Below are 18,788 nucleotides of genomic sequence, written 5' to 3'. Positions count from 1 at the left end.
GGAACGGCACCAATGAGCCCCGGTGCCACCTTCGAGCGGGTCTATGGTGCGATCAAGCAGATGCTGCTCGAAGGCGAGCTGCCGCCCGGCACCCCGATCGAGCCTGCGGTCATCGGGCGGGACATCGCGGCCAGCATCACGCCGGTGCGCGATGCACTCCACAGGCTGACCGGCGAGCGGCTGGTCGAGGCGCCGAACCATAATGGCTTCCGCGTACCGCTGCTCTCCGAAGCGGCACTGCGCGATCTCTACCAGTGGAATGGTCGGGTGCTCGGCCTGGCGGCGCGACAGGTCCAGCCCGCATCCGACACCCACCTCCAGCATTCCGGCAGCATCGAGGAGATCACCGCCACGCTCTTCCTTCGCGTCGCGCAGGCAGCTGAGAGCGCTGAGCTTGTTGCCACCGTGCGATCCCTCAACGACCGCCTGACAATCGTGCGGCGCGCGGAGGTCGCTACCCTGCCTGCCATCGCAGACGAAATCACGGGCCTGGAATCGGTCATCGACGCGGGCGATCGGATCGCACTGACGGCTGCGCTGACCCGCTATCATCGCCGCAGGATCGCGGCGGTGGCCGGCACCGTCGCGCATCTGATGCGTCCCACCCGAAGATAGACAAGCCGTGCCCGCTTGACGAAGCCGTCAGGCGGCGGCGCTGCGCTCCAGCGCCGCGATCCGCTCCTCGCAGATCACCTGGACGGCACGGCCGAGCACTTCGACGCGCTCGCCGAGCCAGGCGAGTTCCTCGTCGCTGATCCGATAGTGCTTCGAATAGCGCGCCTTCACATAGGCTTCCTTGAGCTTCTCGAAGCGACCGCGATCCGCGCGACTATCGCGCGGCCAGGCATCGACGAGGCGAGGATCTATGCGCTCGGCCTGGGTGCGCAGGAACCCGAGATTGTGAACGTGCGGCGTGTAGAAGGTGCAGACGAGCAGCACGCAGTGGTACAGGAACTCGGCGGTCTGGTGTAAATCGAAGGCAGCCGGCTTTTGAAAGCCCCGCTCCATTCCCACCGTAGCCAGCTCGAAGCGCTGCATCGCAGCCGGAAACCACTCACCGAAGTATTCCTGCGCCATCGCCAACGCCTGTTGCGGCGTCTTGGGCTTGGGCTCGTGCAGCCCGGTGCTGTCGCTCTGGTAGAGCGCGATGCCGTCACGGGCGACGTCCATGAAGAAATAGCGGCCATGGGCGAGGCCGTCATTCACTTCCTGCAGCGTGTGGACGATGAAGTTGACCGGGGTGCGCAGGGTCCGGGTGACGGCAAGCTCGCGATTGAGCCGTTCCTCGGCATTGGCCCAGAACTCTACTCGGTCGGTCAGCTTGTCGTGATTGACGATGACCAGCAGGTCGAAGTCGGACTGGTAGCCCTTGGCGGTATGCGGCTCGTCGACCCAGCCGCCGCGCGCATAGCTGCCATAGAGGATGACCTTGAGGATGCGCGCGTGCCGCTTCCAGTCGACCGTCGCGGTGGCAGTCGCGTCGCCGAATTCCTCGAACAGGATCTGCACCACGCGCTCGAGCTCGCGTTGCTTCGCCGCCGGCAGGTGATCGAGATCGGTGCGCATCAGCCAGACCCTAGCCAGCGTGCGAGGCGATGCAACAGCGCACGACCCGCTTTGCCGCCAAAACAAACGGGATCGCGAAGGTATCGCGCATCGCGAAGGCTTTGATCGATGGCAACCAAAGCCTCCGCCAGGAGGTGTTCGACCTCCGTTGCGCTGACGCCGAGCCGTGTGCCAGCCTCAGAATAGGCAAGCCGCTCCACGGCGCAAAGCTGGAACACTGCGCGCTGGTCCTCGTGCAGCGCGGCGACCGCGCGCTGCATCGCTGCTCGTCTCTCCTGCTGGTCCATCGACATGATCCTGCTCCGCTGTGCCGACCCGATGGGGCCGGTCGACGACGCTGCGCATGGGCGCGATCCAGCGGCGGCCCGCACCGCAGGGCGTAGCGCCAGCGAAGCACCCGGCCCTGGCCGGGTTGCGGGACGCTCGCGCCGCGCCCGACATGCGGCGTCCGGCCCCGAGGGCGGCAGGCGGGCAAGCAAATCAGTCGCTTGCCGGGAGAGTTGCGCAGCCGCGCGAAGTACCGCAGACTGCACATGCAGCGCGGTCCAGGCCGGCAGCCCGCTGTGGAGTTCGACCGCCAGGCATCACACGCATTCGACCAGCGCGGTCGGGTGTATCCCCGAGGCATCTGCCCGGCACGAGATGGGTTCTCGTGCGATCCCCTTCCCCTGCCCGCGCCCTGCGCGGCGGCTTCGCCTAGGTCCGCCGATGCGGCGACCGGAGCAGGATCCTGGCGCGGCGCCCCACGGGGACGGCCATGCCGAGCTGCGCATCGACGCGCTCTACCGCGAGCAGGCACCGCGCCTGCGGCGCTGGCTCGACGCGCGCCTGCGCTCGAGCGAGGACGCCAATGATGTCGTGCAGGATGCCTTTGCCCGGCTGCTCGGGTCGGGCACCCGCGAGGGCCTGCGCCAGCCCGAGGCATTCCTCAACCGGATCGTGCGCAACCTGCTGATCGACCGGTCGCGACGGGCCGCCAACCGCATGGCGCATGTGCCGATCGACGCGGCGAACGAACCCGAGACGCGTGCTACTCAGGAGGATGCGATCCAGCTCGACCAGATGCGCATACGCTACCGGGCGGCGGTGGACGCGCTGCCGCCCCGGACGCGCGAGGTGTTCCTGCTCCACCGAATGGAGGGGCTCGGCTACAAGGACATCGCGACTCAGCTCGGCATCAGCATCCGCACCGTCGAATGGCATGTCGGCGAGGCGCTGGTGCGGATCGGCAAGGAGCTGGGACAATGACCATCGCCGAAGAACCCACCGAGGGTGCCGCCGAGGCGCTGGCCCGCGAGGCCGCGCACCGTTTCGCCAGGACCCGCGGCCCGGACGCCGAGCTGCACCGGGCGGAATTGGAGACCTGGCTGGCCGAAGCGCCGGAACACCGCGCCGCGTATAATCGCGCCGCCGAGATCTTCGCGATGGGCAAGCTTCTCTCCGAACCGGACGCGCCTCCCGCCGTCGCCGCGCCCGGACCGAACAAAAGGCGCAAGGGCCTTGCCGTTGCACTGACCACCATCGTCGCCTGCGCGATCGGCGTCGGGGGCTGGATCACCTATCAATCCTCGGCGCCGCCATCCGATCGGCCGACCGCCGTGGCGGGCACGACCGACCACCGGACGCTGTCGACTAGTACCGCCCCACAGACCGTCCAGCTAGCCGACGGCTCGACCGTGACCCTTGCAGCCAACACGGTGATCGGGGTCGAGATCGCGGCCGGCGTGCGTCGGCTGCGACTGCTCCACGGCAAGGCACGGTTCGAGGTCGCGCACGAACGCCGCCCCTTTATCGTCCTGGCCGGCGGCGGCAGCGTTACTGCGCGCGGCACGATCTTCGAGGTTGCACTGGCACCTGCCGGCAAGGTCGAGGTCCGGCTACTGCGCGGTGCGGTGGATGTGGCGCTGCCCCGTGGCGCGGCCAAGGCAACGCCGGCGATCCACAGGCTGACGCCGGGCCAGGAGGTCACCTACCCGGCCGAGCCAGAACATGCCGCAGCGCGCGCAACCTCGGCAGATACCGCAGGCTTGCAGAGCGCTAGGCCGCAATCGTTCGAAGCCGTGTCCGTCCAGGAACTCATCGCCTTGGCGAACCGCACCACCAGCCGGCCGATCCGCCTCGCACAGCCGTCGCTGGGCGCGCGGCGCGTATCGGGATGGTTCCGCGTGGACGACACGCTGCTCCTGGCACGCCGGCTGAGCGCCTTGTTGTGCAGCGATGTCGACCTGCGCGACGCGCACCAAATCGTGGTAGCACCACGGGAAGGGCACGGAAGCTGTGCAACCAAAGAGGCACAGAAACAGGCCGCGCTTTGAAACCGTGCCCGATCGAACGTAGGCCGCACAGGCAACGACGAAGCCGGGCGGGAAAAGCATGCACCTGGTGGGCATGCGCCACCACCTTTAGCCGCGAGGCCTGGACATAGTGGTGGCCACCCGGCCGCTGCCGATGGTCGGTCACTCCAGTTGCCAAAAGGTTTATCGCAAAGCTTGCGCAAACATTCGAATTATAATCGGATTATAAGCTTCTCATAACCGGCGGGCCGGCTACCTTCGATCGGGTCATGGCCATGACATTTCCCATGATTGGAGAAGTGCCATGAACACCGAACAGACCATCGAACTGGGCATCGCCAGCGTCGACACCAAGGGCGGCACGATCGGCTTCGCCGATGTCGAAGCGACCCTGCAGCAGAATGCCGGCCTCATCGACGACTGATCGACCCGGGCGCGCGTCTTCGGGCGCGCGCCCATTCGGTGACGGAGCCCGACATGTCGCTCTCTTTTCATGCCAACATCTCCTGGTGTCGTTGTGCAAGCCAGGCGGTCTTCCTCGACCTGGAAGGCGACCGCTATTTCTGCCTCCCCGAGCCCCTGGATGCGATCTTCCAGCGCTGGGCTGCCGGCGAAGCGATCGACCGGGACGCGCACGCCGCGCTGGTCGCCGCCGGAGTGGCTGGCGCCGATCCCACGCGACACCCGCAAGCCACTTCATTTCCACTTGCGATGCGAGATCTCGCCCATGCCGGTCCAGGTAGAGCTATATGGACCTCCGCGAAGGCGATGTTTGGCCAGCTGCGCGCGAAGCACTGCCTCCGGCGACAGCCGCTTGCGAAGATCCTGCGAGGGCTCTCGTCGACCGCCGCGCCGGCAGCTCGATCACCGGATGAAGCGTCGCTGCAGGCCATCGCCGGTGCCTTCGTGGCGAGCGCCATGGTCCTGCGCGCAGCCGACCAATGCCTGCCCCGGGCAATCGCTGCAGCCCGCCTCTGCTGGCAGCGCGGATTGGAGGCCGCGCTGATCCTCGGCGTTCGCCTCCATCCCTTCGCCGCGCATAGCTGGGTGCAGTCCGGGGACGCCGTCGTGGTAGGCGATCTTGAGCAGGTGCGGCTCTACACGCCGATCCTGGTGGTTCGATGAGGCCCCGCTACCTCCTGCTGGTCGCAGGTCCGGGCGCCGCGGCTCCGGCAACCGCGCAGATCGCGGCGCGTACGGGCCTTGCGGTAGCACACAGCGCCAATAGCTTTGCAGTGCTGACGGACGAGGCCTGCAACTGTATCGCCATCGATCTGGAAGCGGTGGTCATCGGGACCCTGTTCCCGAAGCAGGGTCCGGCACGCGCGGTGACAGCCCTCAGCGAGGCAGCGCGGGCGCAGTTATCGCGCAACGGCTTCGCCGCGCTGCTCAAAGCCTGGTGGGGCGGCTATGTGGCGGTGCGATCCCAAGGCGGCCAAACGCAAGTCCTTCGCGACCCCTCCGGCGCGCTGCCCTGCTACCGGGCCGAACAGGACGGGTCGAAGCTCTTCGCTTCGGATGTCGCGCTCCTGGAGGCGGCGAGCGGCCAGGGATTCTCGGTAGCATGGGAAGCGCTGGGCCGGGTCCTGTACGCGGCCGGTCTGCCGACCCCCGAGACCGCGCTTGCCGGCATCGGCGACCTCCGCGCCAGCGACATTGTGATGCTGGACGGCGGGTCCGAGGAGACGACCACCGGTTGGTCCCCCTGGGCGTTCGCCGATCCTCGCGACGGCGAGGACAGCGCAGCGACCGCCGAGCAACTGCGGCGCGTCATCGAACACTGCGTCGCCGGTTGGGCATCGCTCTATCGGCGTCCGTTGCTGAGCCTGTCAGGCGGGCTCGACTCGTCCATCGTTGCGGCCTGTCTCGGCGGCGCTAGGCCGGGCGCCGAGTGCCTGACGCTGTACACCGACGATGCCGCAGGCGACGAACGCGCCTTCGCGAAGCTGATGTGCGACGCGGTTGGCCTGCCGCTCTCCGAACACCGCTACGACCTGGATGCCGTCGACCTGTCACGACCACTCGGCGGACACCTGCCGCGTCCAGCTGGCCGCGCCGAAGCGCAGCCCTATGAGGCCGCGCATCGCGCCCTCGCACGGCAGATCGGCGCCGACGCCTTCTTTACCGGCAATGGCGGTGACAATGTCTTCGGCTATTCGCAATCGGCCGCCGCTCTGACCGACCGGGCCCTCCACGAGGGACCCGGCTCCGGCGCCTTTGCGACGCTGCGGGACATTTGCCGACAAACCGGCGCGGGACCGCTGCGCGTGACGCGCGCCGCCATGCACCTTGCACGCCAGCCCAGAGGCTATCGCTGGAAGCCGAACCCGCGCTTCCTGCATCCCGACCTGGTCGCCTCGCTCGCAGACGCGCCGCTCGATCATCCATGGCTCGACGCCCCCGCCTCGGCGCTACCGGGCAAGGCGGCGCACATCGCCGCGCTGGTCCGCGCGCAGCTCACGCTCGAATCCGATCGCAGCCAGATGCTGCCGGTGGTCAATCCGCTGCTTTCCCAGCCCATCATGGAAGCCTGCCTCGCCATCCCGAGCTGGCGCTGGCGCGAAGGTGGTCGGGACCGGGCAATGGCCCGCGCGGCCTTTGCCAATCGTCTCCCCAGCGTGATCGTCGAGCGGCGGATGAAGGGCACGCCTGACCCATTCTGCGGCGAGATCGTCCAGCGCAAACGCGAGGAGCTGCGCGCCCGGCTGCTCGACGGACAGCTCGCATGTCACCGCATTCTCGATCCCGGCGCGATCGAGGAAACGCTCCGGCCCGGGCGACCGACAACCGGAGAGGAAAATGTGCGCCTGCTCGAACTGGCAAATGTCGAGGCCTGGCTGAGCACCAGGTCCTCCGGGTCGTCCTGGGCCGCCCCCGCGTGCAGTGCGAGCATTGTTGGTTGAACAGACGACATTGGAGAAGCACGATGGACACCAAGCATATCACGACGATCGAACTCGGCGCCGCGAGCCGAGCCACCCGCGGTTCGATGATAGGGTTCGCAGACAGTGAGGGCGGCCTGACCTGGCAGCCCGGACCGCAGGCCGACTGACCCAAGCGGGCGGGTGCCACGGCTTCCGCCCGTCTCTCGAGTCTACCTGGCGTCAGGGCGTGGGTGCTGGCGCGCCCGCGGGCTTTTCGGGAATCGCCTGTGCCTTCCGCATCGCCTCCCACCGCGCGATCTCCGCCTCGCGGCCGGGCGCCTTCACCCCGTTCAGCCAGAAGTCGAACCAGTCGATCGCCCGCGTGTAGGTCGCGAGCCTGTGCGCCGGCTGCCATTTGATATGATGTTCGCCCGGGAAAACGAACAGGTCGATCGGCCGGTCGAGGTCGCGGAGGGCCGTGAAGCTCTGCAGCGCGGTCCAATATTCGTCATCGGAAACCTGCGCGAGGATCGGCGCGTGGATCCGCTCGACATTCGGGGAAATGGCGATCTGCCGCCACAGGGCGCGCGCTTTCTCGCTGTCATCGGTGATTCGAGGATAGCCGATGCGGTAGAATAGCTTTGCAGCACCCGGCCCGACCCGAACGGGCATGCTCGTATCCCAGCAGCAGCTGCTCGACGCGAACGCCGAGAACAACGTGCTGTGCAGCAGCGCGAACTGCATGGTCGAGGAGCCGTCGCTCAGCCCCGTGATCCCGATCCGCGCCGGATCGGCGATGCCGCGCGCGATCGCGACACGGACTGGCGCCTCGACGGCTTCGAGCACGCTGCGACGGTCGGCGAAGTCCTTGAGGTTGATGCGGTCGCCTTCGACATAGTCGGGCGCGGCCCTCGCGCCCACCGCCTCGGGCTTGTCGATGCTCAGCACCGCAAAGCCGCGATTGGCGAAGGCCTGGATGGGGTAGTCATCGCCGGTGCCGCCGCGCAGGAAGCCGCGCGACACATATTGCACCACGACCAGCGGGTAGCGCTTGCCCAGCTCATACCCAACCGGCAAGACGAGATCGGCAAAGGATGCCAGGCCGAAGCTGTTGCGTGCATAGAGTCGCTCGACGCGCCCAAGAGTCAGGCTCGCAAACTCCGGGTTCGGGTCGAACAGCAAATCGCGCCGCCCGGTGCTCGGATCGAGCCGCTCGAGCCTTCTTGGCTGCACGGCACCTTCGCGGAGGCAGAGGATCTCGGCGCCGCTGGGCACGCAACCGATCAGCAGGTCCTGGGTCTGGTACAGCCGGCGTGGCTCGGGTGTGCCAGGCCGCCATTCGTAGATGCCGATCTTCTCTCCCCGCACCCCTTCACGACGAAAGAACCGCACCCGGTCGCCGACCCACCAGGGGTAGCTTGCGTTGGTGCACGCCAGCGCGGTGCAGGCGAGATGTCGACCGCCTAGCTCCGTCTCCAGCACACCCCGATCGGGACGAAGGCTTCCGACCGGGACGCGTATCCTGGTAATACGCCCGGCAGCGTCAATTGATTGGGTCCAGTTCCCCTCCTGCATCGCTGCGGCGCCGAGCAATCCCGCCTCGGCGTCCGTCGCAGGCCGAGTATCTCCCGTCGCCAGGTCGCGGAACCATATCTTTCGCGGAAGCGGAGCAGTCGGAAACGGGCGATTGCTCGCCGAGGGCGCGAAGCGCTCGTCATAGTGAAAGCCCGACCGCCCCTCCGCTTCGATCGCAGCCAGTGCCTTGCGCAACCCGGTGGCGGTCGCATAGACAATCCCGCTCCCGTCCGCCGCCAGTCGAAAGTCGTCGACATCGTCGACGCTGTCGGTGATCGCCTCGCTGCCGCTGCCGTCGGTTCGCGCGCGCCAGAGCTGAATCGCGCCCTTGTCGCGTCGCCGATAGATGATCCACTGGCCGTCCGGCGTCCAGCGCGGCGTGACGGCATCGGCAAGCCCCGTCGGGTAGTGCGCCTTGCCTCGCACGTCGATGCGCAAGCGGATGAAATCGCCACCTCGGTCCACCACAACCGCCCGGCCGCTGCCCAGATCGACAACGACCATCGCGAGGCAATAATCATTGGCGACCGGATCACCGCGCCGTAGCTGGAACGCGGCCTTCGTCCCGTCCGGCGATACCGTGAACAGTCCGCCATATTGCTGGTTCGGATCGACGGGTCCGACGTCGCGCAGCCGAACGAGATCCCCGGAGACCAGCGCGCGTTTCGCCTGTGGCGCCGCGCTCGTCGGCGGCACAATGCCGGTGCAATCGGGCGGTATCGCGGCGTGGCACGGGATCGGCAGCCACACGGTCGCGAGAAGCGCCCCGGCAAGATTCCGCCTTACCATTGCTTGGTCACCGTGAAGCTGACGAAGCGGCCGATCGGCGACTGGTTGGTCGAGTCATAGGCCACATAGGTCGGGTTGGTGACGCGGATGGGATCGGGGTTCTCGTCCAGCAGGTTCTGCGCGCTCAGGCGCAGTTCGATCCGATCGAGCGGACCGCGCCCTTCCCGCGTCCGAACGGAACCACTCAGGTCGACGGTCGTGAACGAACCGATCCTGGTCGGCACGGAAAACCGCTTGTCGGTCGTCCCGTCGAGATAGTTGAGCGCCGCCGAAAGCTGAACGATCGAGGTGCGCCAGCTCGCCGCGCCCCGCGCGCGAAACTTCGGCGGCGTGAAGATCAGGCCGGAGCGTCCTGCGGTCGGGAGGTTGGGCGCGGCCTGCCGATCCGCATCGAGATAGGTTGCGGACCCGGCAATCGTCAGCTGGCTATCCTCTCCCAGCCGGGTGTCATAGTCGATCGATAGATCGACGCCCCGGATATGCTCGCGAGCGATGTTGCGCAGGCTCGAATCCACGATGGCGGCGACCTTTGCCGGATCAAACGGCTGGCCACTCTGGTTCGACAGCCCGGTCGCTGCCTGCGCAACCGTCGACTGCGCCTCCGCGACACTGGGCGCGAACTGAACGAAGTTCGCCGCGGCAGGATTGCTCAGCGCGGAGAGCAGATCGCTGATAGGAGAGGCAATACGGTCGCGATAGTCAATGTCGTACCACGTCGCCTCGACCCGCAGCCCCGGGAGGAAGCGGGGCCGCACTTCCGCCGACAAGGTCGAACTCCTGGCACGCTCGGCGTGGAGGTTAGGGCTCCCACCGCCGATCGCCAGGATCGTGGCGCCCGCCGGAAGCGGCGGGGTGGGCTGCGGCGCGAACACCGAGGCCGGCAGAAGTATCACCTCCCGTGCCTGGTTGACCTGCTGCAGCGTCGGGATCTTGAACGAGCGGCCCCAGCTGTATTTCAGGGTAATGTCGCGGTGCGGCGCGTAGACCAGGCCGAGCTTGGGCGTGGCGACGGCGTCGATGCCCTTGTAGCTTTCGTAGCGAACCGCCCCGCTCAGTCGCAGGGCGTTGATGAACGGCGTCCGGTTGGCAGTCCCGACCAGCGGCACCGACAGCTCGGCATAGCCGAACGCGCTGTTGCGGCGCTCGACGGAATCGCGCGAGATGGTGGTCACACCGCCGCTCGTCGTGCGGACGTCAAAGTCGAGCTGGAAACGACGATAGCCGCCGCCCAGTGCGAGCCGGATGTCGCCGCCGGGCAGATGGGCAAGCGGGCCCTCGGCACCGGCCTCGAAATTGGTCAGTCGGTTGTCATAGGCAGCCCGACCGACGGAGAGGGCGCCGTTGGTATAGCGCTGGGTATTGATGACGGTGGAGCTCTCGCCATCGGTCATCTGGAGGGCCGCCTCCCAGCCGGCACCCGGCCGGAGGTGCAGCGACGGCGTTACCGCATAGCTGCGCACCACCGGCCGATTGTCCTGCCCATAGAAGGTGGTCGGCGCCGTCAGCGAGAAGGCGTTGACCTTGCGCGACCGGCGATCGGCGAGTTGGACGTCGAACTCGAACCACGCCCAGTTGGCGAGATCCTGGTGGCCGGCCAGCACCCCGCTCACCTGTCGGCTGCTGGTCGTCAGCATCTGCCCGGCGTTGAGCTGGCGGGTGTAGGGCCGATCGTCGGCAAAGATCGGGGTCGCCTTGCTGTAGTCGAGGGCGGCCATGAATCCGCCGCCGGCCCAGCGCGCGCCGCCGACGCCCGAATATTGCTGCTGGACGTTGCCGCCCTCGGTCGATGCGCCGACGCGTGCGCTGGTGAGGAGACCGTCATAGTCGCGGCGCAGGATCAGGTTGGCGACGCCGCCCACCGCGTCCGAGCCGTAGAGCGCCGAGGCGCCGTCGGTGATGACCTCGATGCGTTCGAGCGCCGCCAGCGGGATGATCGAAATGTCAACGCCCTGGTTGACGGCGTCGTAAGGAAGGCGGTGACCATTGATGAGCGTCAACGTCGCGTCCGAGCCCAGCCCGCGAAGGTTGAGCGTCGTCGCGTTGTTTGCATTATTGTATCCGCCCTGGTCACCGCCCCCCGCGACCCCGGGGTTTTGCCCTCCGGTGAAATTCTGCGGGAGTATCCGCGAAACACTCGCCATGTCGGGGATGCCCTGCTCCTCCAGCCCCCGGCGCGACACGATAATGACGGGGGAAGGACCCTCGGCACCGCGGATGCGCGAGCCGGTGACCGTGATCGCATCCTGCGTCTCTGCCTGGGCTGCCGCGCCCCCAGCCCCGCCAGGGTCGCCCCGGACGACGAGTGCGCCAGCTTCCTCGCGCACCACCATGCCCTCGCCTATGGCGAGGCGCACGGCCTGGTCGGCGGTGTAGCTGCCCCGAATTGCCACGGCGCGCTTACCGCGGACCTCCTCATCCACGAACAGGATTTCCCGCCCGGTCTGACGCGCGATTGCGCGAAGCGTCGTCGCTAGGGCCTGCGCCGGCAAGTCGAAACTGGTCGTCGCTGCCTGCGCGTGTGCCGGGACGGCTACCATATCGCTGTAGGAAATCGTCGCGGCAAGCATCGCCGCACAAAGCGCCCTTTTCGAGATTGTCATTCTTTTCTCCCCGCCGGTGTTCCGGCACTGGAGCGATTGACGCAGCCGAAAGCGAACTACGGGGCCCGACCAGAAAAAAGTTTGCAGGGCGGCAGCAGTGGAGGATGTCCGCATTTGCGCGGTGCCCTTGCCCCGTCGGCGGGTAGCGCTAGGCTCCCGCGCCAAACCATGTCGCGCCTTCACAGCCTTCGTGCCGCGATCAACGATGTCGCCCGCTTACTGGACGCGGAGCCCGTGGGGCAGATCACCCTTCCGCCCGACGTCACCGAGGGCCGCCAGGGGCTGGTGATGTTCGAGGCCGGTGGCCGCAGGCGGCTGCGGATGATGCGCTGGGGCTTTCCCCGCCGGATCCGCGACCCGCAGTTGCAGCCGAACGAGCCCGAGATCATTGGCCTGGTAGCGGACCTCACCAATCCGCTCTGGGAGCAGACCGTCGTCGATCCGCGCTACCGCTGCATCATCCCGATCACCCATTTCGGCAACCCGGACGGCGACGAAGGCGCCAAGACACGGACATGGTTATCGGTCCGCGACCAGCCGATCATGGCCTGGGCGGGCTTCTGCCGAAACTTCCCCGAGGTGGGTCCCTCCTATGCGGGCATGACCATGGAGGCGAACGCGGCCATTCCGCCGACCAATGACCGCATGCCGGTACTGCTCGCGCCGCACGAGCACGCGCGCTGGCTGCACGGCTCGATCCGGGACGTGATCGGCTTCCAGTTTCGCGCGCCGATCGCCGCCGAGCGGATGGCCGTCCTGCGCACGGAAGATCCCTGGCGCGGCGGCGGCCCGCCGTCCGATGGCACACAGTTGGACCTGCTTGTCTTATGAAGATGCCGGTCTTTCTGCGAAGGAAGGCTGCCGCCGGCGAGCCACGAACTCGCCGGCGGCGGGAAGGGACGGATCGCAAAAATGCTGGCCGTGACGGGCCGAGCTAGAGATGGATCGCCCTTCTCTTTTCCTGTGGCCTGAACGGATACGCGGGCTTGAGGGCCCGCATGACAAGCAGAGGACCTGGAAAAGATGACCAGCATCATAGCCCAGAATGTCGGTGTCGACATCTCCAAAGCGACGCTCGACGTGCATCTTCCTCCCGCCGGTACTGCCCGCCAATTCATCAACGACGCACGCGGGATCAAAGCGCTGCTGGAATGGCTTGCCACCCATGACGTCGCCCGCATCGTCTTTGAACCCACCGGCCCCTATCATCACACCTTCGAACGGCGCGCTGGTGCGGCCGGTCTGCCGCTCGCCAAGGTCAACCCGATGCAGGCACGGCGTTTTGCCCAGGCCATCGGCACACACGCCAAGACCGATGCCATCGACGCCGCCATGCTCGCCCGCATGGGCGCGCTGCTGGCCCTGCCGGTACGGCCCATTACCAGCCAGGTCATTGACGAGATGAAGGAACTGCACATCGCCCGGCTGGCCCTGGTCAAGGATCGCACCGCTGCCAGGAACCGCGAACACGCCTGTCGCGCCCCCTTGCTCAAGCGCCACGCCGCGCAACGCCTCGCCCAGATCGACCGGCAGATCGCCGCCATCGATTCAGCTCTCAAAGCCCACCTGCATCGCGATACCCAACTGGCCGCACGCTTTGAGATCCTCGTCTCGATCCCCGGCGTCGGTGCGCTCACCGCGATCACCATGCTCATCGAAATGCCTGAGCTCGGAACCCTCGACAGCAAACAGGCTGCCAGCCTCGCTGGCCTTGCCCCGCAAGCCCGAGACAGCGGCCAGCATCGGGGACGCAGGCACATCCACGGCGGTCGTGCCATCCTGCGCCAAGCACTCTACATGCCAGCCCTCGTCGCGACCCGCTTCAACAGCGACCTCAAGGCTAAATATCAGGCGCTGATCGCCGCCGGAAAACCAACCAAGGTCGCCATCACTGCCGTCATGCGAAAGCTCATCATCCTCGCAAACGCGCTCCTCAAGGCCGAGCGAAACTGGGCGCTTAAACTCGCTTGACCGCAACGGATACTCTAGCCGCGAACCATGGGCTGCGCGTTGCAGCACGCTCGCCTTCGACCTAGGCTGCCGCCGTGTGCAACCTTTACCACCTTCGGAAGAGTGCGGCCGAAGTCGCCGCGCATTTCGGCGTCGATAACCCGGTGCAGTCCAATGCCGGGGAGGAAGTCTATCCCGGCTATCCCGGCATGGTGGTGCGCGAGGAAGCCGGTGCGCGCGTGCTGCAGTCGATGGTCTGGGGCTTCCCGCTCCGGCTCAAGGGGATGAGCCCGACCGCCAAGCCGAAGCCGGTCAACAACATCGCCGATCTCACCAAGCCGATGTGGGTCGGGCTGGCACGTAAGCCGGAGTGGCGCTGCCTCATCCCGCTGACTGGTTTTGCCGAGGCAGAGGGCGCCAAGGGATCGAAGACGAGGACCTGGTTCAGCGTCAAGGACGCGCCGATCTTCGCCTGGGCGGGACTGTGGCGGGACAGCGCCGAATGGGGTCCGGTCTATTCCGGCGTGATGACCGACTGCAACGAGGCGATCCGCCCGGTGCATGATCGCATGCCGGTGCTGCTCCACCGCGACGAGCATGATCGCTGGCTGCACGGCAGCTTCGACGACATCCTCGCCTTCCAGGCGCGCTGCTTCCCCGACGACCTGATCGTCGTGGAGCGGACCGGCGAGCCCTGGGTGAAGCGCAAGGGCGCGGTCGAACAGGCCGCCCTGTTCTAGGCGCGGAACCGGCTGACCGCCCGCCGCCACTCGACATCGCTCGGGAGCGGCAGGCTGGTGATCGTCGGCGGATCGCGGGTCAGGCTGATCGTCGTGCCGCGCTGCCCGCATCGCGAACAGCGGAGGCGGGCACCAACCTCGACGAGCGGGCCAGGCCATTGCCTGCGCTCGAACAGCCGCCAGAGCGCCGCCGCATGAAAGACGCCGATGTGCCCGCACCCCGCACAGGCTGCCCGGACCGAACGGTGGAACGCCGCAGCCTCGAACAACGTCCGGGGCACCTGCCCACCGTCAGCGTCGTAGCGTGCCATATCAGCCGACCAGGCGCAGGCGCGGCCCTGCCGCACCAGGCGCAGGGTGCAGGCCGAGCGCAGGCACCTGTGCCTGCGGCACCACCCGGATGAAGGCATCCGGCCAGGCCGGGAACATCGCCCGCACCTTGGCGGACAGGAGCGTTGCCGGCGGCGCATCCATCAGTAGCGTCGCATCATAGCCACACCACAATTCCGGCGGGATACGGCCCAGGCGGTATTTGCCGGCGACCACCAGCACCGCTGGAGGATGAAGCTCGCGCCGCCCCGCAATGAAGCGCGCCAGGCAAAGCGGTCGCTGCGCCGCCTTCCAGGTCTCGAACTCAGCAGCGGAATTGACTTGGCCCAGGCGATGCCCCTCGACCCTGCCCACGTGGATCAGCCATCCGCCATAGGAGAAGGTTTCGAGTTCGATCGGCCAGCGATGCGCCAGCCAGTTTGTCCGTTCGATCGCATCCATCGCGCGGGCTTCACGCGCGCGCCTGCTCGGCGAATAGGGTCGGTTGGACGGCACGATCGTACAGCGCCTGGCGCGCCTGAAGTGCCGCGCCGACCGCCTGACGATAGTGGATGGTCCTGAAGCGCTCCGCCTCGTCGAAGCCGAACGGCGCCCATTCCTCGCTCGGATAGCAGGCGTCGTAGATCGCACGCGCAGCAGCGCGCAACTGGAGGTCGTGCTCCATGCCGAAGCTCCCAATGATGTCGAATCGCTGCATCGGCAGCGAGCTGCCAGCTAGAACAGAATGGGAACGAATGGCAAGAACGCAAAGTCTCTGACCTGTGCCATGCAGGCTCAGGTGCGCTGCAAACTCGTCGGCGACACCCGACGGCAGACGGACCGCTCGCACGACCGTCGGCCCCAGTCGATGTACATGCCAGCCTGCACCGAACACTGCCCTTTCAGCCCCAGACGAACCCTTCTGCCGGCAAGCGTTCGGGTCCATCTTGCGTCGAAATCCTCCACCAACCCCCGAACCATGCAAGGTGATAGCAATGCACTCCAACGCAACGGACCGCATCCTCCGGCTCAAGGCCGTCCTCGCTCTAACAGGCCTCACCCGTTCCACCCTTTACCGGAAGATGGAAGCAGGCACCTTCCCAGCTAGCACGCAGATCAGCACCCGCTGTATCGGCTGGCGCGAGTCTGCTGTGACCTGCTGGCTTTATGATCCGATGACATATGAGGCTGCCCCGACCCCGGAGCGATGAGGCAACGATTGACCGGGTGTGGGACAAAACGGTCGTGCCGGAAAGATATGTTCAACGGCAGCTTCAGTCAGGAGCCGGCCATCGCCCTCCTGCAGCATGAAACCGCGCCCATCCTTCAATAACCTACCGTCGTCCACGTTCCACGCCTATAGCGACACGCCCGCGGCCTCGATGGTCAGCCCGAAATGGTTGGCATGCGAATCATGCTTTGCCTGCTTCGCTGGATGTGCCGGCTCCGTACCTGATCGTCAGCCAGCTTAAGCCTGACGCCGCAGCACGGCAGCCGATAGATGCAATCGCATCTATTCATAGCGCTTCGGCGTCCCCATATTCAGTCTATCGCAGCCCCCGCCACGAGCGCCGCTGCGACTGAGAGATGCTACGTGCTCCCGCTCGGCGAGGACACACGCATGACCATCGACCAGAAAAAGACACGCCTGCTCGACGCAGCTGCCTCGCGCCCCTGCGCGCCAGCCGGATCGGATGCGGATGCGCTTGAGGCCGCGCTTGCGGACATGACCAGGGCGTTCTCCAGCGACTTCGTCGCCGGTCGGGTGGGGGAGCGCCATAACACCTATCAGCATCGCACCCGCGTGCTGCGCCAGTTGAGCGGTCAGTTGGCCACGCTGCGCGAACGGGAAGCGGCGGGGCACTGAGGGGGCGAAAGCCTGAGCGTGGAGATGCGCTCCGCCGAACAACGATCAGACATGGCGGTGCCAGCTTCTTTCGCACGCGCCGGCACCCGATCCGCTCGGCGACCGGTTAAGCAACGATGGACCATGCCAGCTTGCTCCCCTCCACCTATATCCTTGTCCTGACCGGTATCGGCTTGCTTGTAGCGCTGGTGGCGTGGCTGCCGCTCGCGCTACGCAAATTGCCGCTTTCGCTGCCGATCGTATGCATGGTTTTCGGCGCGACAATCTTCCTCCTACCCGAAGTTTCATTGCGACCGCTGCCATTGCTTTACCCCGACGTCACCGAACGCTTTTCGGAGCTGATCGTCATCATCGCGCTGATGGGCGCGGGTCTCAAGATCGACAGGATGCTCGGGTGGCAGCGGTGGGCAGTTACGTGGCGACTGCTGGCGATCACCATGCCGCTCAGCATCCTCGCGATCGCCGGGCTTGCCGGTTGGGCCGTGGGGCTGCCGCTGGCGACGGCACTGCTGCTGGGGGCGAGCCTCGCGCCCACCGATCCGGTGCTCGCCTCGGACGTCCAGGTCGGCCCGCCCAAAACGGGAGAAGAGGATGAAGTTCGTTTCGGGCTCACCTCGGAAGCCGGGCTCAATGACGGCGCCGCCTTTCCCTTCGTCCATCTTGCCATCCTGCTCGCGGCCAGCGCCGCGTCGAGCAGACCCTGGCTCGGCGAATGGCTGGTCTATCGGGTGCTATGGGAAATCGGCGGCGGCATTCTCGGCGGATGGCTGATCGGTCTCGCCTTCGGATGGCTCACCTTCCACGTCCGGGGCGACACCAAGCTCATGAAGACCGGCGACGGCTTGATCGCGCTTTCGGCAACGTTCGTGTCCTACGGGCTTACCGAGATCGCCCATGCCTACGGCTTCTTGGCCGTGTTCGTGACCGCGCTGACCTTCCGCCACACGCACCGCGAGCACGCCTTCCACCACGAGATGCATACGATCATCGAGCAGCTTGAACGGCTGGCGATGATGGCGCTGCTGATCCTGTTCGGTGGCGCGCTCGTCAGCGGTCTGCTGGCGCATGTCCGCTGGGTCGACATTGGCGTTGCGGCGACGATCCTGCTGGTCGTGCGGCCGGTCGCGGGATGGATCGGGCTGCTCGGTTACCGCGCCGATCGCAGCGAGAAGCTGACGCTGGCCTTTTTCGGCATCCGCGGCGTGGGCACGATCTATTACCTGGCCTACGGCATGAACCACATGGCGGTGGCGGAGGCCGAGCGGCTATGGGGCATCGTCGGACTGGTGGTGCTCTTCTCGATCCTGCTGCACGGGCTGACGGTGACGCCGATCATGCGGTCCCTCGATCGCCAGCAAGGGCGCGATCCGGACACAGGCCGGGCGCTTGCCGCCCGCATCGCCAGGTAAACCGCGTCATGCGCCCAAATCACAGTCCCGAGTCAATCGCCCGAGCCGGTGCCATTGTCCCAAGCCACGATTGCAAGCGCAACCGGTGCCGATGCCCGATTTGCAAAGCCGCGGTCCGGGTTTTCACTTAAAGTACGGTCATCGAACGGCGAGGTGGCCCGGCCGAGGTTTGCCTCGCCTCGGCGGCGACGGGTCTCGCGGTCTCGAGCCTCGCGCTTCTCTGCGGCCAGGGCTTCCTTTTCCCAAGCCGCAGCCGCGACGAAAGCGATGTCGCGCACATTGGGCAGCGATGCGTTCGCGGCCAGCTGGCGCTGACGCGCTTCCTGCGCGCGGCAGGTGATGGCGGTAGGCTGCATCAGATGGAGTCCTCGGACGTGGGATTGGAAGCGGCGGCACGTTCCGCGCGACGGGCGGCAGCCAGCGCATCCTTGAAGCTGGAGTAGCGATAGCCACCCCAATGGAAGACGTCGGCGGGAACGCGCGCGATGCCATAGTCGGCCAGCATGCAATGCTCTTCCTCGGTCGCCGCGTCGGGTGCGGGATCGGCGGTGGATGGGGACATGCGAGGACTCCTTCTGGACACAGGGTTTGGTGAAGAGTCAGACGCGCCTTCGGCCGCCGCTGGTCCGCGTCACAACGCCGTCGAGGAGCCGATCGCGATAGACACGGCGGATGCGCTCGGCATCCTCTACGCGGGCAAAGACGACGTGCGTGCCGCTCGGTGATATCGGTTCGATCGCGCTGATCCGCGCCTGCTGCTGCGCGCAGGTCGCGAGTACCTGTTGCACGGCCGCGTCGATGTTGACGACGCGCGACATTCAGGCG

23 protein-coding genes are annotated in these 18,788 nt (G+C 66.7%); 13 read left to right on the top strand and 10 right to left on the bottom strand.

The window, feature by feature from the left end; genetic code table 11:
- The first annotated feature begins 12 nt into the window (after nucleotides 1-12).
- The gene (locus tag ACX40Y_RS17345) at nucleotides 13-615 is read left to right on the top strand and encodes a GntR family transcriptional regulator (RefSeq protein ID WP_459120830.1); all 603 of its coding nucleotides are present in this window, start codon (nucleotides 13-15) and stop codon (nucleotides 613-615) included.
- A 27-nt stretch (nucleotides 616-642) separates the two neighbouring features.
- On the opposite strand, the gene ACX40Y_RS17340 is transcribed toward ACX40Y_RS17345, so the two are convergent.
- Together ACX40Y_RS17340 and ACX40Y_RS17335 are read right to left on the bottom strand one after the other, a co-directional pair.
- Nucleotides 643-1,566 (bottom strand): HEPN domain-containing protein, encoded by a 924-nt coding sequence (locus tag ACX40Y_RS17340; protein WP_064312258.1) that lies wholly within the window; start codon nucleotides 1,564-1,566, stop codon nucleotides 643-645.
- The gene (locus ACX40Y_RS17335; protein ID WP_459120829.1) at nucleotides 1,566-1,859 is read right to left on the bottom strand and encodes an RNA polymerase sigma factor; all 294 of its coding nucleotides are present in this window, start codon (nucleotides 1,857-1,859) and stop codon (nucleotides 1,566-1,568) included. The genes ACX40Y_RS17340 and ACX40Y_RS17335 overlap by 1 nt, the downstream gene beginning before the upstream one ends.
- 415 nt (nucleotides 1,860-2,274) lie before the next feature.
- Between ACX40Y_RS17335 and ACX40Y_RS17330 the strand changes: the two genes are divergently transcribed.
- The 6 genes from ACX40Y_RS17330 (at nucleotide 2,275) to ACX40Y_RS17305 (ending at nucleotide 6,912) form a co-directional block, all read left to right on the top strand.
- The gene (locus ACX40Y_RS17330; protein ID WP_459120828.1) at nucleotides 2,275-2,814 is read left to right on the top strand and encodes an RNA polymerase sigma factor; all 540 of its coding nucleotides are present in this window, start codon (nucleotides 2,275-2,277) and stop codon (nucleotides 2,812-2,814) included.
- Nucleotides 2,811-3,881, top strand: coding sequence for a FecR family protein (locus ACX40Y_RS17325; RefSeq protein WP_459120827.1), 1,071 nt, complete (start codon nucleotides 2,811-2,813; stop codon nucleotides 3,879-3,881). The genes ACX40Y_RS17330 and ACX40Y_RS17325 overlap by 4 nt, the downstream gene beginning before the upstream one ends.
- A gap of 283 nt (nucleotides 3,882-4,164) precedes the next feature.
- Nucleotides 4,165-4,284, top strand: coding sequence for a hypothetical protein (locus ACX40Y_RS17320; protein WP_459120826.1), 120 nt, complete (start codon nucleotides 4,165-4,167; stop codon nucleotides 4,282-4,284).
- Between the two features lie 53 nt (nucleotides 4,285-4,337).
- Complete coding sequence (locus ACX40Y_RS17315; RefSeq protein WP_459120825.1) at nucleotides 4,338-4,985, top strand: lasso peptide biosynthesis B2 protein; 648 nt, start codon at nucleotides 4,338-4,340, stop codon at nucleotides 4,983-4,985.
- 110 nt (nucleotides 4,986-5,095) lie between these two features.
- The gene (locus ACX40Y_RS17310; RefSeq protein WP_459120824.1) at nucleotides 5,096-6,763 is read left to right on the top strand and encodes an asparagine synthase-related protein; all 1,668 of its coding nucleotides are present in this window, start codon (nucleotides 5,096-5,098) and stop codon (nucleotides 6,761-6,763) included.
- Nucleotides 6,764-6,786: 23 nt separating this feature from the next.
- On the top strand, nucleotides 6,787-6,912 hold the full coding sequence (locus ACX40Y_RS17305) for a hypothetical protein (protein ID WP_459120823.1): 126 nt from the start codon (nucleotides 6,787-6,789) through the stop codon (nucleotides 6,910-6,912).
- 52 nt (nucleotides 6,913-6,964) lie between these two features.
- On the opposite strand, the gene ACX40Y_RS17300 is transcribed toward ACX40Y_RS17305, so the two are convergent.
- Both ACX40Y_RS17300 and ACX40Y_RS17295 read right to left on the bottom strand, forming a co-directional pair.
- On the bottom strand, nucleotides 6,965-9,049 hold the full coding sequence (locus tag ACX40Y_RS17300) for an Atxe2 family lasso peptide isopeptidase (protein WP_459120822.1): 2,085 nt from the start codon (nucleotides 9,047-9,049) through the stop codon (nucleotides 6,965-6,967).
- 32 nt (nucleotides 9,050-9,081) lie between these two features.
- Nucleotides 9,082-11,688, bottom strand: a complete 2,607-nt coding sequence (locus tag ACX40Y_RS17295) for a TonB-dependent receptor plug domain-containing protein (protein ID WP_459120821.1) — start codon at nucleotides 11,686-11,688, stop codon at nucleotides 9,082-9,084.
- A gap of 168 nt (nucleotides 11,689-11,856) precedes the next feature.
- On the opposite strand from ACX40Y_RS17295, the gene ACX40Y_RS17290 reads away from it, so the two are divergent.
- The 3 genes from ACX40Y_RS17290 (at nucleotide 11,857) to ACX40Y_RS17280 (ending at nucleotide 14,378) form a co-directional block, all read left to right on the top strand.
- Nucleotides 11,857-12,519, top strand: coding sequence for an SOS response-associated peptidase family protein (locus ACX40Y_RS17290; RefSeq protein WP_459120820.1), 663 nt, complete (start codon nucleotides 11,857-11,859; stop codon nucleotides 12,517-12,519).
- Between the two features lie 192 nt (nucleotides 12,520-12,711).
- Nucleotides 12,712-13,659 carry an IS110 family transposase gene (locus ACX40Y_RS17285; RefSeq protein ID WP_459120819.1) on the top strand — a complete coding sequence of 316 codons (948 nt, stop codon included), beginning with the start codon at nucleotides 12,712-12,714 and terminating at the stop codon, nucleotides 13,657-13,659.
- Between the two features lie 74 nt (nucleotides 13,660-13,733).
- Nucleotides 13,734-14,378: an SOS response-associated peptidase gene (locus ACX40Y_RS17280; RefSeq protein ID WP_459120818.1), complete on the top strand. Its 645-nt coding sequence runs from the start codon at nucleotides 13,734-13,736 to the stop codon at nucleotides 14,376-14,378.
- Here the strand turns inward: ACX40Y_RS17280 and ACX40Y_RS17275 are convergent.
- From ACX40Y_RS17275 to ACX40Y_RS17265, 3 genes are read right to left on the bottom strand one after another with little or no spacing between them, the layout of a single operon-like run.
- Nucleotides 14,375-14,689, bottom strand: a complete 315-nt coding sequence (locus tag ACX40Y_RS17275; RefSeq protein ID WP_459120817.1) for a hypothetical protein — start codon at nucleotides 14,687-14,689, stop codon at nucleotides 14,375-14,377. The genes ACX40Y_RS17280 and ACX40Y_RS17275 overlap by 4 nt on opposite strands.
- Nucleotide 14,690: 1 nt before the next feature.
- Nucleotides 14,691-15,149: a hypothetical protein gene (locus tag ACX40Y_RS17270; RefSeq protein ID WP_459120816.1), complete on the bottom strand. Its 459-nt coding sequence runs from the start codon at nucleotides 15,147-15,149 to the stop codon at nucleotides 14,691-14,693.
- A gap of 10 nt (nucleotides 15,150-15,159) precedes the next feature.
- The gene (locus tag ACX40Y_RS17265; RefSeq protein WP_459120815.1) at nucleotides 15,160-15,372 is read right to left on the bottom strand and encodes a hypothetical protein; all 213 of its coding nucleotides are present in this window, start codon (nucleotides 15,370-15,372) and stop codon (nucleotides 15,160-15,162) included.
- Between the two features lie 310 nt (nucleotides 15,373-15,682).
- On the opposite strand from ACX40Y_RS17265, the gene ACX40Y_RS17260 reads away from it, so the two are divergent.
- The 3 genes from ACX40Y_RS17260 (at nucleotide 15,683) to ACX40Y_RS17250 (ending at nucleotide 17,963) form a co-directional block, all read left to right on the top strand.
- The gene (locus ACX40Y_RS17260) at nucleotides 15,683-15,898 is read left to right on the top strand and encodes a helix-turn-helix transcriptional regulator (RefSeq protein ID WP_459120814.1); all 216 of its coding nucleotides are present in this window, start codon (nucleotides 15,683-15,685) and stop codon (nucleotides 15,896-15,898) included.
- Between the two features lie 410 nt (nucleotides 15,899-16,308).
- Entirely contained in the window at nucleotides 16,309-16,554 is a 246-nt protein-coding gene (locus ACX40Y_RS17255) for a hypothetical protein (protein WP_459120813.1), read from the top strand.
- 116 nt (nucleotides 16,555-16,670) lie between these two features.
- On the top strand, nucleotides 16,671-17,963 hold the full coding sequence (locus ACX40Y_RS17250) for a cation:proton antiporter (protein ID WP_459120812.1): 1,293 nt from the start codon (nucleotides 16,671-16,673) through the stop codon (nucleotides 17,961-17,963).
- Nucleotides 17,964-17,995: 32 nt separating this feature from the next.
- Here the strand turns inward: ACX40Y_RS17250 and ACX40Y_RS17245 are convergent, their stop codons facing one another.
- From ACX40Y_RS17245 to ACX40Y_RS17235, 3 genes are read right to left on the bottom strand one after another with little or no spacing between them, the layout of a single operon-like run.
- On the bottom strand, nucleotides 17,996-18,319 hold the full coding sequence (locus tag ACX40Y_RS17245; RefSeq protein ID WP_459120811.1) for a hypothetical protein: 324 nt from the start codon (nucleotides 18,317-18,319) through the stop codon (nucleotides 17,996-17,998).
- Nucleotides 18,319-18,525 carry a hypothetical protein gene (locus ACX40Y_RS17240; protein WP_459120810.1) on the bottom strand — a complete coding sequence of 69 codons (207 nt, stop codon included), beginning with the start codon at nucleotides 18,523-18,525 and terminating at the stop codon, nucleotides 18,319-18,321. The genes ACX40Y_RS17245 and ACX40Y_RS17240 overlap by 1 nt, the downstream gene beginning before the upstream one ends.
- A gap of 37 nt (nucleotides 18,526-18,562) precedes the next feature.
- Entirely contained in the window at nucleotides 18,563-18,781 is a 219-nt protein-coding gene (locus ACX40Y_RS17235; RefSeq protein ID WP_459120809.1) for a hypothetical protein, read from the bottom strand.
- Between the last annotated feature and the right edge of the window lie 7 nt (nucleotides 18,782-18,788).

The sequence above is a fragment of the Sphingomonas sp. RS6 genome, from assembly GCF_054489705.1.
The sequence above is the reverse complement of the archived record's forward strand: the minus strand, read 5'-3'. Positions and strand labels throughout refer to the sequence as shown.